General features: G+C 45.2%; 11 protein-coding genes. 3 read left to right on the top strand and 8 right to left on the bottom strand.

The features are described 5' to 3' along the window. Window positions 1–4: 4 nt before the first annotated feature. Window positions 5–1,249 (top strand): DUF4153 domain-containing protein, encoded by a 1,245-nt coding sequence (locus tag AHMF7616_RS13410; RefSeq protein WP_115373348.1) that lies wholly within the window; start codon window positions 5–7, stop codon window positions 1,247–1,249. A 281-nt stretch (window positions 1,250–1,530) separates the two neighbouring features. On the opposite strand, the gene AHMF7616_RS13415 is transcribed toward AHMF7616_RS13410, so the two are convergent. The 8 genes from AHMF7616_RS13415 to dnaB all read right to left on the bottom strand — a co-directional run bounded on the left by AHMF7616_RS13415 (window position 1,531) and on the right by dnaB (window position 15,997). Next, window positions 1,531–2,238 carry a 3-keto-disaccharide hydrolase gene (locus AHMF7616_RS13415; RefSeq protein ID WP_115373349.1) on the bottom strand — a complete coding sequence of 236 codons (708 nt, stop codon included), beginning with the start codon at window positions 2,236–2,238 and terminating at the stop codon, window positions 1,531–1,533. 75 nt (window positions 2,239–2,313) lie between these two features. Further along, complete coding sequence (locus AHMF7616_RS13420) at window positions 2,314–3,108, bottom strand: formylglycine-generating enzyme family protein (RefSeq protein WP_233507533.1); 795 nt, start codon at window positions 3,106–3,108, stop codon at window positions 2,314–2,316. Window positions 3,109–3,655: 547 nt separating this feature from the next. After that, on the bottom strand, window positions 3,656–5,968 hold the full coding sequence (locus AHMF7616_RS13425; RefSeq protein WP_115373350.1) for a DUF7133 domain-containing protein: 2,313 nt from the start codon (window positions 5,966–5,968) through the stop codon (window positions 3,656–3,658). A gap of 586 nt (window positions 5,969–6,554) precedes the next feature. Then, window positions 6,555–7,904, bottom strand: coding sequence for a glucoamylase family protein (locus AHMF7616_RS13430; protein ID WP_115373351.1), 1,350 nt, complete (start codon window positions 7,902–7,904; stop codon window positions 6,555–6,557). A 25-nt stretch (window positions 7,905–7,929) separates the two neighbouring features. Further along, window positions 7,930–9,549, bottom strand: a complete 1,620-nt coding sequence (locus AHMF7616_RS13435; protein ID WP_115373352.1) for a glucoamylase family protein — start codon at window positions 9,547–9,549, stop codon at window positions 7,930–7,932. 77 nt (window positions 9,550–9,626) lie between these two features. Further along, complete coding sequence (locus AHMF7616_RS13440; RefSeq protein ID WP_115373353.1) at window positions 9,627–11,093, bottom strand: RagB/SusD family nutrient uptake outer membrane protein; 1,467 nt, start codon at window positions 11,091–11,093, stop codon at window positions 9,627–9,629. Window positions 11,094–11,111: 18 nt separating this feature from the next. Beyond that, window positions 11,112–14,087, bottom strand: coding sequence for a SusC/RagA family TonB-linked outer membrane protein (locus AHMF7616_RS13445; RefSeq protein WP_115373354.1), 2,976 nt, complete (start codon window positions 14,085–14,087; stop codon window positions 11,112–11,114). Between the two features lie 332 nt (window positions 14,088–14,419). After that, entirely contained in the window at window positions 14,420–15,997 is a 1,578-nt protein-coding gene (dnaB, locus tag AHMF7616_RS13450) for a replicative DNA helicase (RefSeq protein ID WP_115373355.1), read from the bottom strand. Window positions 15,998–16,194: 197 nt separating this feature from the next. Between dnaB and AHMF7616_RS13455 the strand changes: the two genes are divergently transcribed. Both AHMF7616_RS13455 and AHMF7616_RS13460 read left to right on the top strand, forming a co-directional pair. Further along, window positions 16,195–17,574, top strand: coding sequence for a UDP-N-acetylmuramate--L-alanine ligase (locus AHMF7616_RS13455; RefSeq protein WP_115373356.1), 1,380 nt, complete (start codon window positions 16,195–16,197; stop codon window positions 17,572–17,574). A gap of 6 nt (window positions 17,575–17,580) precedes the next feature. Then, the gene (locus AHMF7616_RS13460; RefSeq protein ID WP_115373357.1) at window positions 17,581–18,399 is read left to right on the top strand and encodes a 3'-5' exonuclease; all 819 of its coding nucleotides are present in this window, start codon (window positions 17,581–17,583) and stop codon (window positions 18,397–18,399) included. Window positions 18,400–18,426: the final 27 nt, after the last annotated feature.

An 18,426-nucleotide genomic window follows, 5' to 3' on the forward strand; every position in this document is an offset into this window, starting at 1 on the left:
GGCCATGAAAAACGAAATTCTCGCTAACCTGCACGATCCAGGCCAGCTCGAAAAGCTTTATCGCCGCAATAAGGCCTCTTTTAAGCAAGCGTTCCGTAACCTTTATCCGGAATTAAAAGGGAATTTACTCGCGGAATTCTGGAACGAAAGGCTGCATTACGATAACGAAGAAATTAATTGGGGCACTACCCGCGAATTAGTAATGGTGCTACTGGCGGCACTGGTAGCGGGTTTTATTGCTAAAATTCCAAGTCTTTTTCAGATCAACGAAGAATTCTTTTATCCCAGGAACATAGGTTTCATCTTTCTACCGTTGCTCATGGCTTATTTTGCCCGACAAAATAAATTACAACCCAAGTTAATCGGAATAGTCGGTGGTGGCATTTTGCTCTCTCTTATTTACATCAATTTACTTCCGGAATCTAATACCAGCGACACATTGATCCTGGCTTGTATTCATTTGCCTTTGCTGCTATGGTCATTATTAGGCGTAACCTTTGCCGGCAATAATTTTTTAGATTATAACCAACGACTAAATTTTTTAAAATACAACGGCGATCTGGTGGTAATGACCACGCTTATTCTGATTGCCGGCGGCCTCCTGACCGGGATTACCATTGGGCTATTCTCCCTGATTGGTTTTCAGATTAAACAGTTATATTTTGAATATTTTGGCGTTTTCGGACTGGCGGCTGCCCCTATTGTTGGTACTTACTTAACCCAGACAAATCCGCAGTTGGTAAATAAAGTTTCGCCGGTCATAGCTAAAATATTCAGCCCGCTGGTTTTAGTAATGCTTTTAGTTTATTTAGGTGCCATCGTATATTCGGGCAAAGACCCTTACAACGACCGGGAATTTTTAATTATTTTTAATTTATTACTGATCGGGGTTATGGCGATCATCTTCTTTTCGGTGGCCGAAAGCTTTAAAACCAAGCGCCATACCACCGCTACCTGGGTCCTTTTTCTTTTATCAACGGTAACTGTTTTGGTAAATGGCATTGCGTTATCGGCCATTGTGTTCCGGATTGCGGAGTGGGGCCTTACTCCTAACCGGTTGGCGGTGCTGGGCAGTAATTTACTCATGCTCCTCCACCTGCTGTTTATTACTTTTCAGTTTTATAAAGTACTAACCAAAAAATCAGAAATAACAACCATAAGTCGGGCTATCGCTATATTTTTACCCATTTACAGTCTATGGGCAGCATCGGTCTTTTTTTTATTTCCCTTGGTTTTTAATTTTAAATAAGGCTCTTAGCGTATGTATCTCTTATAAATAAAGCAGAAGCAGTAAGGTTAAATGCTACTCATAACTAATTATAGCTAAAAATGACTAGTAGCCTTAAAAGAACGGGTACCAAGCTTGGTCTGTGTTTAAGGTAAGTCGGGATAATACCGGTTGTTCATTAAGGCGAATTAACTTGCTTCGGGATGAATCAAAATTTAAAAAAAAAGTATAATTTTAAAAGTTCCGTACCAATAGTTTAGTTGATTTATGGACTAAAACTAGATTTTTCCTTTAAAAGCAGGTTATTTTTTTAAATTTTCGGGCAGTTCTTTAATAGCAATGTTACGAAAACGATGGGTGGCTCCCGGCGCCCAAGAGTCCAGAATATTCCAACCCACTACGGAAGACGAGAACAAGGCCGTCCAGTGCGATTGCAAACCAATCCTGCCCTGGGTTGCTCCGGCAATAAAGTCGTTTTTAGGTTGGGTTACGTCCCACATCTGTACCCCGTTAATCCATAAAGTAATCCGGGGCACCTCGCCTACCATTTTGATCCGGAAGGAATTCCAATCGTTGGCCCGCCATACTTTTTCCCGCCCGGCGGTTTTTGCTTCTTGGCTCACGGGCATGCGTTCGCCGAGTAAATTACCCGTGCTGCCGGCGGCTTCGTCCAGTTCAATCTGGTAGGCAATGCCACTTTCGGAGGACCGAATAAATATGCCGCCGTTGGTAAAAGAATCAATTTTAGCTTCCAGGTACAGCTCGAAATTTTTAAATTTTTTATCCGACAGCAACACCCCGCCTTGTCCGTAAGGATTTTGCCGAATAACTATTGCGCCATCTTCCACCCGTACATCGGGGGTAGTGCCCTGGTGCGTGGTGCGGCTAAGGTGCCAACCGCGCAAATCTTTTCCGTTAAAAACAGGCGTAAAACCCGCCGGAATTTGCGCCCAAGCCGGAGTAAGACTTAAAGTGCTAACAAACAGAATGAATACACTTTTTACGGTCATTTTTATGTAGTACAATCTTTAGAAACACCTATCTAAGAACTTTTAACTCAAAACTATTAACCCATAACTCTAAATTCATTTCCGTGCTTCCATTACTAACCGAACACCCGCATCAAAACCATTCCCGGGGCCGGCAGCGTGAGTCATATAAGTAGCATTTTTAACATCGCCGGTAAAAGAAGCGCCTTTTAACACGTGTTCTTTTCCGGCACGGGGTGGGACCGGATCAGCGAAAATTTTCTCGTTGTAGTAATCCTGCATCCACTCCCACACGTTGCCCAACATGTCGTATACTCCCCAGGCATTGGGTTTCTTTTGCCCAACTGGGCTGGTAGTAGTGCCCCCCAAAACCGCAACTTCATTTATTTCGGACCAAGGTATATCTTCTTTGGCGCCGGCCCGCGCGGCGTACTCCCATTCAAACTCGGTGGGTAACCGGTAGGTATGTTGCTTATCCTGGGCATTTAATTTTTGTACGAAGGCTTGGGCATCCTGCCAGGTGATGTTTTCGACAGGGTGCTGCGCGTTGTTATCTTTTACCTTATCTTTTTTAAAAAAAGCGGGATTGGTGCCCATAATTTTTTGCCATTGTTCCTGCGTAACTTCAAATTTTCCGATGTAATAAGGCTGGTTCAAGTTCACGGTGAAGCCCGGCCTGAAAGCTTTATGGGCCATTTCGGCGGCGGTTTTATAAGCGCTCGCCGGCAAAGTGGGGCGGTTTAATTTTTCTTTCGGCGGCTCTCCTGTACCCGGCTGAAACTTACCTACCACCATACTGCCCGGTTGTATCAACACGAACTCCATTCCAAACGTATTGGTGAAGGTGACGGGTTGGGCTACAAGTTTTATGGGTAACAACAGAAGAATCAAACCAAGTCTGACTATTGGTTTGATTGAAAATTTATGTTGATGGATTGACATTAAATCGCGCATTTTAAGTTTTAAAGTAATTTAACTCCAAGCTCCCCTTTTAAGATTAGCCGGAGGATTGGTTAACTTTATTCTTCCGTCTTTACTTGGAGCCGGTTCCCGCCTCCAGGCCGCAGTGCTATCGAACTTGCTGGCTTCAAGTTTTGCCTCCTGGCCGGCGGGCCCCGTTTGGCTCTTTCGGGCGGTCTAAGCTTCCTTTCCTCGCTCCGCTGCGGAATGTGGCTCAACGCCACACCGGAACCTTAGAAGGCCCTCAAAAGCCAAACTGGTGTCAGTTATTCTTAGCAAGGGCTTTTACAATCATTACTATTTTTTAAATTTTTAAATTTCATACGCGGTAAGTAAGCCCAAGCTATTGTACTCTACTTTTAAACCGAGTTCAAATATCTGCCCTTCCAATTTTCAATTGTGAATAAATGATGGTTATTGAAAACCGTGTTTCAGGTTAAAATCTGCAACTTGAAATTTGCAACCTGCAACCTGTAACCTACTTAGCCCAGTTGGTGTTTTCGTTGCGGCCTAGTTTAAAGATTTCGAGCATTTGCAGGGTCATGCCTTCGGGAATTTTGGGCGTATTGGCACGTACATTTTTCACTTCTTCGGTGGTTACCACGGAGGCATTGTTCCCGATTTCGCCACTATTCCGCACGTAACTTAGCACGGAGGCAATCCATTCGTCGTCGTTATGGCCCATTGCCGGCATAATATCCGGATATGTTTTACCATCCACCGGACCCCGTAGGCCGTTTAAAAGTAATTGCGTGAGCAAAACTTTATCGCCTTTTACCCGGGGTGAACCAGCCAAGGGCGGAGCTGGCATTTGGCCACCGCCCAAAGATCTTCCTTTTCCGTCTGGGCCGTGGCAGCTGGAACACAATTGTTTGAATATCACCGCGCCTTTGGCTACCAACTTCCGGTCTTCGGGACTAAGGTTTTTAGAACGGGCTTTTTCGGCAGCTAAGGTTTTCTGGGTTTCCAGGAACGTGGTGTGAGAATACTGCATCAACTCGTTTTTCGGGTTAGCCGCAATTAATTCTTTTATCGTATTTTGGGCCACCTCATTTTTGTTAGTTCTTAAGGATAAAGCCAGCTGTATGCGCACATCCGCACTGGGGTCTTCTTTCAGGACGCTTAATTTTTGTATTACTTCCAAATCGTTTTTCGCCAGAAAATTTTCGCTAACCCAAACGGCAGTTTTTCTAACCTGCGGTTCTTCGTCGGCCAATGTTCGAAACAACGTCGCTTTATCCAGGGCATTTAAACCTTCTAAAGTCCATAAGGCATGCATGCGGGCCAGGTGATTGGGTTGTTCTTTGGCTAGTGTCATTTGCTTTAAAGCGGGTACCACCGATTGATCGTTGCGCACAATCAATGTAATCTGGGCATTATCGCGCCACCAGCCATTGGGGTGATTTAAATATTTTACCAGTTGGCTGCTGGGTTCGTTCAGCATGTTGGGGCGGCGGGTATCGGGTTTAAAATTTTGGTGGACTACCCGGTAAATACGGCCCATGCCCCGGTTTTTATCCAAGCCTTTCTGGGCGATTACGCCGCCTAAGTAGGAACCTGGCCCAGACCATTCGCTTTCCTGAATAATACCGTGGTACATATCTACAATGTAAAAATTACCGTCCGGCCCGGTGTTGGTATTAATGGGCCGAAAATTCATATCCGCGGAGGCCAACCAATCCTTTTTTTCGTAGGCATCTTTCAGGTAAATCTTGCCTTCTTTGTTCGATACTTTACCGCGTTTTATGACGCGTCCTACCGGTTCCGGAATAAAATAATCACCCTGCATGTCGGCGGGTAAACGATCGCCGCGGAAAATAGACTGACCGCAGCCAGAGGTAAAATGGTTTAACGTATTATCTTCGGGGCGCAAAGCTTCTTTTCCACCTTGAGCATCTACGTTGCCGATAATGGGCCAGGGAATGGCAAATTCGGGCGTATACTGATCTTTAAAATTTAAAGCCCCATAAGCGGGCATCTGCTGAATTTGAACCGCCGGCAAACCCGGACCGGCTTCGGAGTAAAACAAACGTCCGTAATTATCCGCCGTGAGCCCCCATTGGCCAATCATGTTGTCTACCAAAGTATCGGCGATTAGCTTACCGTTTTGGTATTTGTACCGCAGATTATCGCGGGTGGGGTAAATCCAGTTATCGAGGTTCCAGAGCAGGCCGCCGTTTTGGTGTTCCAGGTTGCGCACATCCTGCACGTCGTTCCGGAAAACTATTTTCTTTTCATCGGCTTTGCCATCGTTGTTGGTGTCGCGGTAACTCCAGATATGTTGCACATTGGTTTCCTGCACCAGCAATTGGTCGCCTATTGGTAAAACCACCCGGGGTAATAGCAGGCTATCGATGAATACAGTATACTTATCCATTTTGCCGTCGCCATCGGTATCTTCTAAGCGCTTAATGCGGCTGGTGCGTTCGTATTCGCCGGTGCCCAGGGCATCTTTCATGTAGGTATTCATTTCGGCTACGTACATGCGGCCGTTTCCGTCCCAGGCAATAGCTACCGGCTCCTGCACCATGGGCTCACTGGCTACCAACTCCAGGCGATAACCAGGAGGCAGTTGTACCTTTTTCATGCTTTCTTCCGGCGATAAGGGTGCCACCGGCGGATCTTTATCCACCACCACGCGTTCAAACGGCGGGTCTGGAGCAAGTTGATTTTGAGCTACGGTATCTTTTTTTGAGGAAGAACAAGCGTTTCCCAAGAGACTAGCTGCAATCACAATAGCCAGAATAGGTTTAAGCGTTGTATATTTTTTGTATATTGATAAGATGGACATAAAAAATTTATGTTTTTAATAATTTACTAACGTTATAAGGCTTAGAGTATGTTTAAAATTCTGAACTGCTAAAATTAGCGGTTATTTAATAGATGAGGTTAATTGCCTAAAAAAGACTTTATAATGCTAGTTTAATGAGCGGATTCAAAAACGACTTAACTAAAACAGCTCCTTCCATGCTGGCTCAAAGGATTGGTTGCAAGTTAAGAGAATCAACTTGCAGCAAACATTCTTGTATAAAGTAGTAATAACCAGCATTTTACGGCTTTTTGTTTTTTCTAAAAAAGCTATCTCAAATTTTTAAACATACTCTTAAACCTTATACGGATAAATAATTTTTAAAATTTACAGCGGATCAAGTTATCTTCAATTCAACCGGCTTTAACGCTGGCGCGAGCGTCCACGCTCGTGTCTACTATCTGGTAGGCCTCTGGCCGGGCTAACTGAAAAACTACTTTTAAAAGAAATTAATATAAATTCCTAACAGCCAGAGGCCGGACGATAAGCATCACGAGCGAGGACGCTCGCGATAGTAAAAATAATTGCTAAAAATGTGGTCTGTGGTGAACGGGCCATGGGCTAAGTACTATTTCAACTCCGGACTTTGAAAGCCTAATTTTTTTAAACCTTGCTGCACATCCGGCGAACTCATAAACAGTTTCCAGATTAAACCGGTACGATAGTTTTCGATCATCACGATAATCGGGCCTTGATCAATGGCGAGATGTGATTTCGCGTACCAGTTTTCGGTTTCGTTAAAAGCATCCACAAAGCCGTATTTGCTCCAGATTTTATCTCCCAGATCGTTGTAGAAATGTTTAAGCGCCTGCATAGAATACTCAGGTGTATACGGGAAAGCCGATAAAGCCGCGGTGGGGGTGATTACCCCTAAATCTTCGGTAGGCGAATGGGCGCCGTAACCCTGGTGGTTGTCGCTGGCGGTTAGTCCCCAACTATTGGGCCCGTAGCCTTTAAATTTTTTCGGATTTTGGAGGCAGTAGGCCCGGTTAATTAACGTATGATTTAAATTTTGCTGCCAGTAATCGGCGTATTGGTCTTTTAAACCTTTCGGGTTGAGGCCCAGAAAAGAATAATGCGAGAAAAATAAGGGACCTCCGTAATCAAAGCCTAACGGCAGCTTAATACTTAAAAACTCCCGGTCGTTGCGGAAGAAATTACTACTCGTCCAGCCCTGGTGGTAAACCTTGGAGTCAATGGCAAACTTAGGGGAAGAAGCCGCCAGCACATAAGTAATCAAACATTCGTTCCAGCCCCGGATCTGGTGGTTCATGCTCCAGCCCTGGTTGGGGCTCCAATGCCAGTATAACACATTCTGCCCGCCTTGCGTGTGCCAGTTCCATTCCACCCCTTCCCACATCCAGAGTATTTTGTTGCGCAACTGGCTTTCGGTGGAGTTGTTTTGGGTAAAATACTGACGGGCACAAATCAGGCCCTGAAATAAAAATGATGTTTCTACTAAATCGCCGCCATCGTCTTTCTGGCTAAACCTAATAACTTTACCGGTCGCCCCGTCTAACCAATGCGGGTACACCCCGTGAAACTGATCGGCTTTCCAGAGAAAATCCACGATTTTTAAGGTACGCTCGGCGGCTTGCTGGCGGGTAATCCAACCTCGTTCGGCCGCCACGATAATACCCATCAAGCCAAACCCGGTTCCGCCGGTAGTTACTACTTCGTCGCCGTAGTCAAAAGATTTGTTGCTACGTTCACGGGCCATGCCACTCACCGGGTGCGCAAAATCCCAGAAGTACGCAAAAGTTTGTTTCTGTACCAACTCCAATAGCTGCTCATCCGACAAGTTTTTCGGGCGCGAGTTGTCAAAAATATTTGTGGTGTTCTTGGCCTTGGTTTTTTGGGCCAACGACAGACCCGGCACCATAAGTAAGCAGATTAACAGCAGAAAATAGTTTTTCATAGGCTGATTTTTAAATTTTTAAAATTTAGTGCAGGTCAACGGCCAACTTTTTCGTTACAGTTGAGTTGCTTAGCCGTAAAGTATATTTTCCGGTCGGTACTTTTTCGCCAAAACTTACCGAATAAAAACCAGGTGCTTTTGCCTCTTCCTGCCAGATTGTTTCCGCTACGCTTCCATCTTCTTTCTCCAGGGTTAAAGTAAAATTACCAGCTGTTTGAATGGCTACATCAATCGGGTACTTATTGTGGTCGGGGTTTTTTAACAGGTCGTACTGGCCGGTTCTTATTTCCGGAATGGCCAGATAAAAACCTGTTTCGGGATTAGGTTGCTTAATGTTTGCTTTTGTTAGACCATTTTGTACTTCGGGTATTTTCGTAAACAAATCCCAGAGCAAACCAGTCCGGTAATTTTCAATCATGATAACAATGGGGCCTTGATCGATGGCCAGATAGTCTTTCGCTATCCAGCCGCGGGAGCGGTTATAGGCATCGAAAAAGCCGTATTTGCCATATAATTGATTACCTAAATTAGTATACAAATTCCGCAGTACCTGCATGGAGTAATATGGCGTGTAGGGCATGGAACTAATGGCCGCGGTGGGCGCCATGGTGCCGTTATCATCTATGGGTTGATGCGCTTTGTACCCATCCGGATCATCGGAAGCCGTAAGCCCCCATAAACCAGCCTGGTAGCCGTAATTTTTCGGAGCCGCATGCATACAATAAGCCCGGTTAATAAGCGTATGTTTTACGTTTTGTTGCCAGTAAAAAGCATAGGAGTCTTGCATTTGCCGCGGATCGAGGCCCAGAAAGGAATAATGAGCAAAAAATAAAGGTCCGCCATAACCAGGGCCAATCGGCAGCAAGTATCCCTCTAAAGGTTGCTCATTTATAAAGCCGGTTCCCTGAAAAGTATTTTGATAAACAGCCGGTGAAATAGCGTGCGTGGGTGAACTTAAAGCCAGAATGTAGGTAATCAAACATTCGTTCCAGCCCCGGATGGGCAGGTTCATTTCCCAATTATAATCCGGACTCCAGTGCCAGTAGAGTTGACCATCGCCGCGTGAAGCGTACCAGTCCCACTCTACGGTTTCCCACAACTGCGTAATGGTATTCCGCAACGCTGTTTCGGCCGCATCCGAACCATTAAAGTAAGTTCGGGCAGCTAATAAGCCATTGATGAGAAAAGAAGTTTCTACTAAATCACCCCCGTTATCTTTCGGGCTAAAAGCAATTACTTTGCCCGTGCTCCCATCTAACCAATGACTCCAGGCTCCGTGAAACCGGTCTGCTTTTTTTAAAAATTCGCCCATTTTGGTAAGCCGTTCTACGGCCTCCGCGCGAGGAATCCAACCGCGGCTTACGCCAACAATCAAAGCCGAAATACCAAAACCAGTACCGCCGCTGGTTACCAAATCCCCAGAATTCGTGCGTTCGCGGGCCATGCCGGATATTGGATGAGCATATTCCCAAAAATACTGGAGCGTTGCTTGTTGTACCTTGTCCAGTATTTCTTTATCCGGCGTAACGGGAGCTACTTCGGGGGTAATAACCGGGGGAGTAAAAATTTCTTCTTCCTTGGCCTTACAGGAAACGAGTATTAAAATTAAAAACAAGCACCAGTAAGGCAGTCGGGCGTAAATCATGCTTTAGCAAAATCGTGACAAAATTAAAAAAAGCAGGAAGGCCAATATAATGAAAATCGGACTTCCTGCTTTAAAGATTAATAACCCGGATTTTGAGCCAGGTTGCCGCCGCTTAATTCAATTTGATTTTGCGGAATGGCGTAAACTTCGTTTTTACCCGGCGTAAATTTTTTGCCTTGGGCTTGCAGCACTTCCGCGGCCCGTCCCTGCCGCACTAAATCAAAAAAACGATCGCCGTTTTCCAAGGCCATTTCTACCCGGCGTTCGTGCCAGATGATATTTCTTAAATCAGCCTGGGCCGTAGTAGTAACGGGGTCTAACCCGGCGCGTTCGCGTACTTTGTTTAAAGAACTTAAAGCCTTATCGGTCTGGCCAAGTTCGTTAGCGGACTCCGCGTGCATTAGTAAAACTTCAGCTAAACGCATAATCCGGATGTTCTGCCCGTGGGCATAACCACAATCCTTGGCCACGGAACCGGGTACGTAGGCTTTTTGATTATACCTAGGGTTATCGGCTGTTTCACTAATTTTATCTCCTTCCGGAGTAGTCTCGCCGCGGTACAAAATGGTTGCATCTTTTCGCATATCGCCGGGCTCATAGGCATTTTCCAGATCGGTGGTAGGTATACTAAAACCCCAGCCAAACTGCGGCCGGGCCCCTTGCACTTCGGCCCACTGGCTGTTAGAAGCGTCGCAGTTACCGGGTATTACCTCAGCCTGAACTTCAAAAATGGATTCGGCATTGTTCTCGCCCGCAAACCGGAAAATCTGGTAATAATCGGGGGTTAAAGAATAAGGCAAAGCCACTACTTGCTCGGTTAAAGTTAAAACTTCCGGCCAGGCTTTTTGGTACATTTTTACCTTAGCCAGCATACCTAAAGCAGCGCCTTTGGTAGCCCGACCCACGTTGGCAGCATCGTAACTCACTGGCAGTACCGCCGAGGCATCATTTAAGTCACTTACAATAAGCGCGTATATTTCTTCGGCGCTTGCCCGGGTAGGATTTAATTCCTCGGGAGTTTCCGGGATTTTAGTTACCAGCGGAACGCCACCAAAGGCCCTTACTAAATTAAAATAATAATATGCCCGCAGAAATTTAGCTTCGGCCAGCAAGCGCGCTTTTAGGTTTTCATCCATGGTAATGGCCGGCACCCGGGTGAGCACCTGGTTACTCAGGTTGATGCCCGCGTATTGTCCGCTCCAATAATCATTCAGGGTAAATTGCGTGGACGTAAACGTAAAATTATCAAAGTCATTCATGAAAGAAGCATCGCCCGGGGTGCTGCCTTTTTCGGCATCGTCGGAAGCAATGGTGGTTAGCGCCAGATTAGCAAAAGCCGAAACGGGCCAGGACCGTAAGTGCGCGTAAATGGCATTTACACCAAATAAAGCTTGCTCCTGGTTCACAAAAAACTGGGATTCTTCGGGCTTACCTTGTGGGTCCACATTCAGAAATTCTTCTTTACAGGAATAAATTCCTCCTAAAGCCAGAATGCTGAAACCAACCAAAATTTTAAATTTTGTTTTATATAGTATATTTTTCATTTGTACAACACAGCTAGATTAAAAATTAACGTTAACACCGAAGTTATAAGTTGCCGAAAGCGGGTAAACGTTTAAATCTATTCCGGCATTGGTTGGCCGCCCGCCCACTTCGGGGGTAAAGCCGTTATATTTAAAAATAGTTATTGGATTTTGCGCATTGGCGTAAAAGCGAATGGTTTGTATTTTCCATTTACCGGTAAGGTTAGTAGGCAAAGTATAACCAACTTGCAGGTTTCGGATCCGGATATAATCACCATTTTCGACGTACCAACTGTTCGGATCTAAATTCACTCCGCTTAAATCGGCCGAAGGATAAGAGTTAGAAGTATTTACCCCATGCCAGCGATTATCGAAGAAATCTTGGGTATAATTTTCATTCCCGAACCGGTTTCCTTTATTGGCATTGTAAATTTCCACACCGGCTACGCCCTGAATATCCAGTTGCAAGTCGAAGTTGTAAAAATTAAAACCTGAATTTATCCCGTAAATAAACCGTGGGTTTGGATTACCGGTAATTGTTAAATCCCGACTATCAACAACTTTATCATTATTTATATCCCGGTATCTGAAATCGCCGGGTTTAGCACCGGGCTGAGCGGAACCTGTAATTTCCTGTTCGGTTTGATAAACACCATCCACTACAAAACCATAAAACGTCCCTATCGGATCACCCACCCGGGAAATGGTGGTAAAATTACCCGCTACGCCACCACTGCCGCCTCGTTGAGAAGTCAAAGTGTTAACATCAGTAACTTCGTTTTGGTTATAAGCTACGTTGAAACCTACATTGTACCGGAAATTAGAAGTAGCTTCAGTATTCCAGTTAGCCGCAAATTCTACCCCGGTATTTTTAAAACTGGCATTGTTACTTTTAATAGTCCCGCCTTGCCCTATAGAACCTAAAGCAGGTACATCAAATATAGCATCTTCCGTTCTTTTGTCATACCAATCTGCTTCAATGGTTAACCGGTTATTAAGCGTAACCATCTCAAAACCTAAATCGGTTTCTTTTACCACTTCCCAAAAAAGTATAGGTGAAACTCTTTGAGTTCTGCTACCCCCGGTATAAGGTATACCAGGACCAAAAAATGCTATTAGGTTAGATCCTAAATCAATAGTTTGGTTAAAAACATTAGAAGGGATGTTACTATTGCCTAACTTACCCCAACTGGCTCTTATTTTCAGGTTATTTATGGCCGTTTGATTTTTCATGAAAGACTCTTCAGTCACCATCCAGCCTAAACCAACGGAAGGAAAAATGTCAAAACGATTAGCTTTTGGGAATTTTGAAGAACCATCGTAGCGCAAACTAGTGGTTAACAAATATTTGTTGCGGAATGAATAATTGATCCGTCCAAAATAAGAAGCAAAGGTAAATAAGTCGCCGGTATTCTGGATCCGGGCGGTTGACTGATCACCTAAAGAAAAATAATAAGATGCCTCGGAATTATTAGGCACATCGTTGATGGTACCGATAAGCTCTTCCCAGCGGTCTCTTTGCGATGAGATACCCAATAAAACTGTAAACCGATTATCCCCTATTTCTTTATTATAAGTTAAGGTATTTTCCCAAAGCCAGCTGTTGCCTTTGTAATTACTTTTGGTTAACAAACTTCTTTCGGCAAATTGAACGGAGGTTAACGAATCCTGAGAACGATAATTCCGGTATTCGCTAAGGTTATAATTTAATCCCAGACTGGTCCGGAAAATAAAATCTTTTAAAAAAGTTACTTCTCCAAAAACGTTTCCGGTTAAACGTTGCGAGCGGTTTACCTGGTTAAACCAATCTAAACTAGCCTGCGGGTTAGAAAAATTACCCAAATTAATATTAGCGGGATCGCCGTAACGGCCACTGGCTTCTCGCACGGGTAAAATTGGCGGCGCTACGTACGATTGGTACAAAACCCCAGTGGGAATAGTATCGGTTTTAATATTGGAGAAAATGGCATTATACCCCACCTTAATGTTGTTGGTTACCTTAAAATCGGTTTGTAAGCGGGCCGTAATGCGTTCAAAATCATTTTTCTTCACGATGCCCTGCTGATTCAGGTAACTGCCGCTAAAATTATAAGTAATCCGCTCGGTGCCGCCGGACATGCTTAGTTGGTGGTTATGAATTTGAGCCGTGCGCAGTACCTGGTCGTACCAATCGGTGGAGGGGGAGTTTAGAGGCAATCTTCTGGGTTCTTCAATTGATTCGAATTTTTCGTTTACCAAGGTGGCGTATTCCTGGGCATTAGCCATTTTTAACCGGTTGGTAACGCGTTGCACGCCGGCAAAACCATTGTAATTAATGCGGGGGGTTCCGGCTTTACCTTTTCGGGTGGTTACTAAAACTACGCCGTTTGCGGCCCTTACTCCGTAAATAGAAGCACTGGAAGCATCTTTTAATACCTCCATCGATTCAATATCCGCAGGATTTAAAAAGCTCAAATCCGGCACAAAGGTACCGTCTACTACGTAAAGCGGTTCTACTCCCCCTTGAGCTGAACCGACGCCCCGTATCCGGACCTGAGGAGAGGAACCCGGAGAACCAGCGTTGGTAATCTGCACTCCCGCTACCCGGCCCTGGATGGAACTTACCGGGTTTTGCGACGATTGTTTGACCAGCTCATCTCCTTTCACGGAAGTAATAGACCCGGTAACATCGCGCTTTTGTTGGGAGCCATACCCCACTACCACCACTTCGTTTAACTGGTTGGCATCGGTAGTTAATTGCACATTTATGGTAGTTCTATTGTTAATAGCAACTTCCTGATCTTGGTAACCAATATAGGAGAATACCAACGATCCGTTGGCAGGGGCATTTACGGTAAAGTTACCGTCTACGTCTGTTTGCGCGCCAGAAGAGGTTCCTTTCACCAAAACGCTAACGGCAATCAAGGCTTCACTGGTTTTAGCATCCGTTACTCGGCCCGAAATCGGAACGGCATCCTGCGCCAAAAGCAAATGAACACTAAACAGACACCATACAAGTAAAAAGTGTTTTTTCATACGATCAATTTAAAATGGAAACTGAGGATTTATACCTCCTGTATACGCCCATTTTAAATTTTGATAACCCTTAACCTGGCTTTTTTTGCAGACTGACCAAAAACATCACCTTCTTACTTGTTACTCAGAAACTTTTATTTAAAAATTTTCAATCCGGGATTTATACGCAACAAGCTCTTAGGCATGCTGCGGAAAAGAAAAAAGCCTCCCGGAGGAGGCTCTTACCAGTAGTTACTAAAGCCCAAAAAAGGCTTTTTTAAATTTTTATCCATCAACCGGATTGGGATGTTTTCATTTATTAGCAAAAGCAGCCATTCTATTCATCTTACAGTTTAAAACGGTGGTTCTTCGGTGTCGAAGCTGGATTTTGGCAAAGAGTCGCCGTTCATTTTGCTGGGTAATCGTACCGCGTTGCCGCCGCCAAACGGATCGTCGAAATTGCTCGGCGGTAAAGCATTCCCGCCGCCAAACGGATCTGCCCCAAAGTCACCTTCCAGGTCGCCGAACTTGGTGAACTTACCGATAAATTTAAGATTAACGCTGCCGATGGAACCGTTCCGGTGTTTGGCAATAATTACCTCCCCTACGCCCTGGGTGGGGTTTCCGGTTTCGTCTTCGGTGATGCCGTAGTACTCGGGGCGGTACAGGAAGATTACCATGTCGGCATCCTGCTCAATGGAACCGGATTCCCGCAAGTCGGAAAGCTGGGGTTTTTTATCGCCGCCGCGGGTTTCTACAGCACGGCTTAACTGCGACAAGGCAATTACCGGTACGCTTAGTTCTTTAGCCAGCATTTTTAAAGCCCGCGAGATAGACGCAATTTCCTGCTCCCGGTTCCCGCCGCCGCCTTTGCCTTCGTTCCCGGTCATCAGCTGCAAGTAGTCGATAATAATCATTTGAATGTCGTGCTGGGCTTTTAAGCGGCGGCACTTGGTGCGCAACTCCCGGATCGATAAACCCGGCGTGTCGTCGATAAAAATCGGGGCTTCGGATAACCGGGAGATTTTGTGGTTCAGCTGGGCCCATTCGTAATCGGCCAGGTTGCCTTTTTTAATTTTTTCCCCTTCCAGCTCCGCTTCCGCCGAAATCAAACGATTTACCAACTGCAACGACGACATCTCTAAAGAAAAAATAGCTACGGGTTTCCGGAAATCCACGGCTGCATTCCGCATCGCCGATACCACGAAAGCCGTTTTACCCATTGCCGGACGAGCCGCCAGAATAACCAAATCCGAAGGTTGCCAGCCGGAAGTAACGCGGTCCAGAGCAGTAAAGCCACTGGGTACGCCGGTTAAACCTTCTTTCTGATTTTTCTTTTCTTCGAGTTCTTTAATGGCTTTGTGCATCAAAGAACGCATATCGTCGAAGTTTTTACGGATGTTAGCTTCCGAAACTTCAAACAACGATTTCTCGGCGTAGTCTAATAAGTCAAATACGTCGGTGGTATCTTCAAAAGCCCGTTTTTCCACTTCGCTGGAAATGGAAATTAAATCGCGTTTAATGGAGTTTTCGGTAATAATCCGGGCGTGAAACTCTACGTTGGCGGCCGAGTTGATCCGGGTAGTGAGATTCATGATGTAGTACGGCCCACCCACAAACTCCAGCTCCCCGTCTTCGCGCAATTGCTGCGTTACCGTTAAAATATCAATGGGTTCTGATTTATCGAAAAGCGCCAGTATGGCCTTAAATATTTTCTGGTGCGCGTCTTTGTAAAAACTCTGCGGCTTTAGAATATCAATTACCGTGGTTAAGGCATCTTTTTCGAGCATTAAAGCCCCTAAAACCGCTTCTTCCAAATCCAATGATTGCGGCGGCACTTTGCCCAAACCCACGGTTATCGAGCTTTTGTTACTCCCATTCCAACGGCCATTTTTGTTATCGCGCGAAAACTTTACTTTACTTTCCTCCATACACAAATCTAACAAAGTTCTGGATTGGCTTATTAACAATTTATAAACCTTTTCATCCACAAAGGCTTTGGTGCTGGTACTGAACCCAGTAGATTTTTTTAAATTTTAAGGCTGCTTAGTCTTACCTTGCCCTGATTTTCTTAAAGAGCCAGACTGAAAAAAATTTGTACATTTGTTTTCGTACTTACCCCGATTAGATGCACACTGAGCAATTACAACGCATTCATCTTATTGCTGTAGGCGGCAGCATTATGCATAATTTAGCGCTGGCGCTTCACCAGAAAGGCCTGGTAATTAGCGGCTCCGACGACGAAATTTTTAATCCGGCCCACGACCGCCTGCAAGCCGCCGGCATTTTACCCGCCCAAATGGGCTGGTTTCCCGAAAAAATTACCCCGGAATTAGATGCTGTTATTTTGGGTATGCACGCGCGCGCCGATAACCCGGAGTTGCTGCGGGCCCAGGAATTAAATATCCCGATTTATTCTTTCCCCGAATTTATTTACCAGCAATCCATTAATAAACAACGCATTGTAATTGGCGGTAGCCACGGGAAAACGTCTATTACGGCGATTATTCTGCACGTGCTGCAATACCACAACCGCTTATTTGATTATGCCGTTGGCGCCCAATTGGAAGGTTTTGACCTGATGGTAAAATTAACCGAAGAAGCCCCCATTATTATCATTGAAGGCGACGAGTATCTGGCTTCGCCTATCCAACGGGTACCTAAATTTCATTTGTACCACCACCACATTGGGGTAATTAGCGGCATCAGCTGGGACCACATCAACGTGTTTCCGGACCCGAAAATCTACCGCGAACAATTCCGGATTTTTGCCGAAATGACGCCCAAAGCCGGTACGCTTATTTATAACCAGGACGACGAACAAGTGCTGCACGTGGCCGTACCGCGGAGCGAAGTAGTAAAATACATTGGCTACACCGTACACGAGCACCAGGTCCATAACGGTATTACTTACCTGCAAACCAAAAAAGACGATGTTCCTTTACAGGTTTTCGGGGAACACAACCTGCGTAATATTGCGGCGGCCAAAGAAGTGTGCCGGTTGGTAGGCATTAAACCCCAGGCCTTTTACGAGGCTTTAAAATCGTTTAAAGGAGCAGCCCGGCGTTTAGAGTTTTTGGGTGGCAATTCCAGCGCCCGGGTGTACAAAGATTTTGCCCACGCCCCTTCTAAAGTAAAAGCCACCACCGAAGCTTTAAAAAACCAGTTTCCGGATCGTAAGCTGGTGGCTTGCCTGGAACTGCATACCTTTAGCAGTTTAAATAAAGAATTTTTACCGCAATACAAAGGCGCTTTTGGGCTAGCGGATGTTCCCCTGGTTTATTTTAACCCGAAAACTTTAGAACATAAACGCATGCCCGCGTTGCAGCCCGAAGATATTAAGCAAGCCTTTGGCAACGAAAACATTCAGGTTTTTAATAATAGTCAGGAATTAACTGCTTATTTGCACGCGCTTAACTGGACTAACCAGAATCTGTTACTCATGAGTTCGGGCACTTACGATAACCTGGATATAGCCGCTCTTACGGCCCGCATCAGCCAACAATAATTAACTATGAAACTCAACCTGCGCAAACCGCTTGTTTTCTTCGACCTGGAAACTACCGGCCTGGATATTTGCCGCGACCGCATCGTGGAAATTTGTCTTTTAAAAGTAATGCCTTCCGGCGAAGAAATCGTGCGCACCATGCGGATTAATCCTACCATTCCGATACCGCTGGAAAGTAGCTTGATTCATAACATTTACGATGAAGACGTGCAGGATGCGCCCACTTTTGCGAAGGTAGCGCACCAGGTAGATGCTTTTCTAAAAGGCTGCGATTTAGCGGGGTATAACCTGATAAAATTTGATATTCCGGTACTGGCCGAGGAATTTTTGCGGGTAGATATTGATTTTGATATTACCAACCGCTCGATAGTAGATGTTTGCCGGATTTTTCACCAGATGGAGCAACGTACTTTATCGGCGGCCTATAAGTTTTACTGTGGTAAACCTTTGGAGAAATCGCACACCGCCGAAGCCGATACCATTGCCACCTACGATATTTTAAAAGCGCAACTCGACATGTACGAGCACGTGGCCGTTACCACGCCGGATTGCCAAGAAGAATACCCGGTGGTAAACGACATTCCGAAACTACACAAGTTTACTTTTCAGAACGCCGCTGATTTATCGGGCCGGATTTTATTTAATGCCGCCGGCCAGGAAGTTTTTAATTTTGGCAAGCACAAAAACGTACCCGTAGAAGAAATTTTCGCCAAAGATCCGCATTATTACGACTGGCTCATGAAAGGCGACTTTCCGCTGCAAACCAAAAAAGTTTTTACCCGCATCAAACTCCGCAGTTTTAAGGGCAGCTTTAAGATTGGTTAGAGGTTGCAGGTTACAGGTTGGAAAGTT

Source organism: Adhaeribacter pallidiroseus (assembly GCF_003340495.1).
GTDB classification, from domain to species: domain Bacteria; phylum Bacteroidota; class Bacteroidia; order Cytophagales; family Hymenobacteraceae; genus Adhaeribacter; species Adhaeribacter pallidiroseus.

Excerpts from the sequence above, each read along its gene's own strand:
- AHMF7616_RS13445 (WP_115373354.1), bottom strand. The coding sequence starts at position 14,087 with ATGAAAAAACACTTTTTACTTGTATGGTGTCTGTTTAGTGTTCATTTG.
- AHMF7616_RS13415 (WP_115373349.1), bottom strand. The coding sequence starts at position 2,238 with ATGACCGTAAAAAGTGTATTCATTCTGTTTGTTAGCACTTTAAGTCTT.
- dnaB (WP_115373355.1), bottom strand. The coding sequence starts at position 15,997 with ATGGAGGAAAGTAAAGTAAAGTTTTCGCGCGATAACAAAAATGGCCGT.
- AHMF7616_RS13430 (WP_115373351.1), bottom strand. The coding sequence starts at position 7,904 with ATGAAAAACTATTTTCTGCTGTTAATCTGCTTACTTATGGTGCCGGGT.
- AHMF7616_RS13455 (WP_115373356.1), top strand. The coding sequence starts at position 16,195 with ATGCACACTGAGCAATTACAACGCATTCATCTTATTGCTGTAGGCGGC.
- AHMF7616_RS13425 (WP_115373350.1), bottom strand. The coding sequence starts at position 5,968 with ATGTCCATCTTATCAATATACAAAAAATATACAACGCTTAAACCTATT.
- AHMF7616_RS13435 (WP_115373352.1), bottom strand. The coding sequence starts at position 9,549 with ATGATTTACGCCCGACTGCCTTACTGGTGCTTGTTTTTAATTTTAATA.
- AHMF7616_RS13440 (WP_115373353.1), bottom strand. The coding sequence starts at position 11,093 with ATGAAAAATATACTATATAAAACAAAATTTAAAATTTTGGTTGGTTTC.
- AHMF7616_RS13460 (WP_115373357.1), top strand. The coding sequence starts at position 17,581 with ATGAAACTCAACCTGCGCAAACCGCTTGTTTTCTTCGACCTGGAAACT.
- AHMF7616_RS13410 (WP_115373348.1), top strand. The coding sequence starts at position 5 with ATGAAAAACGAAATTCTCGCTAACCTGCACGATCCAGGCCAGCTCGAA.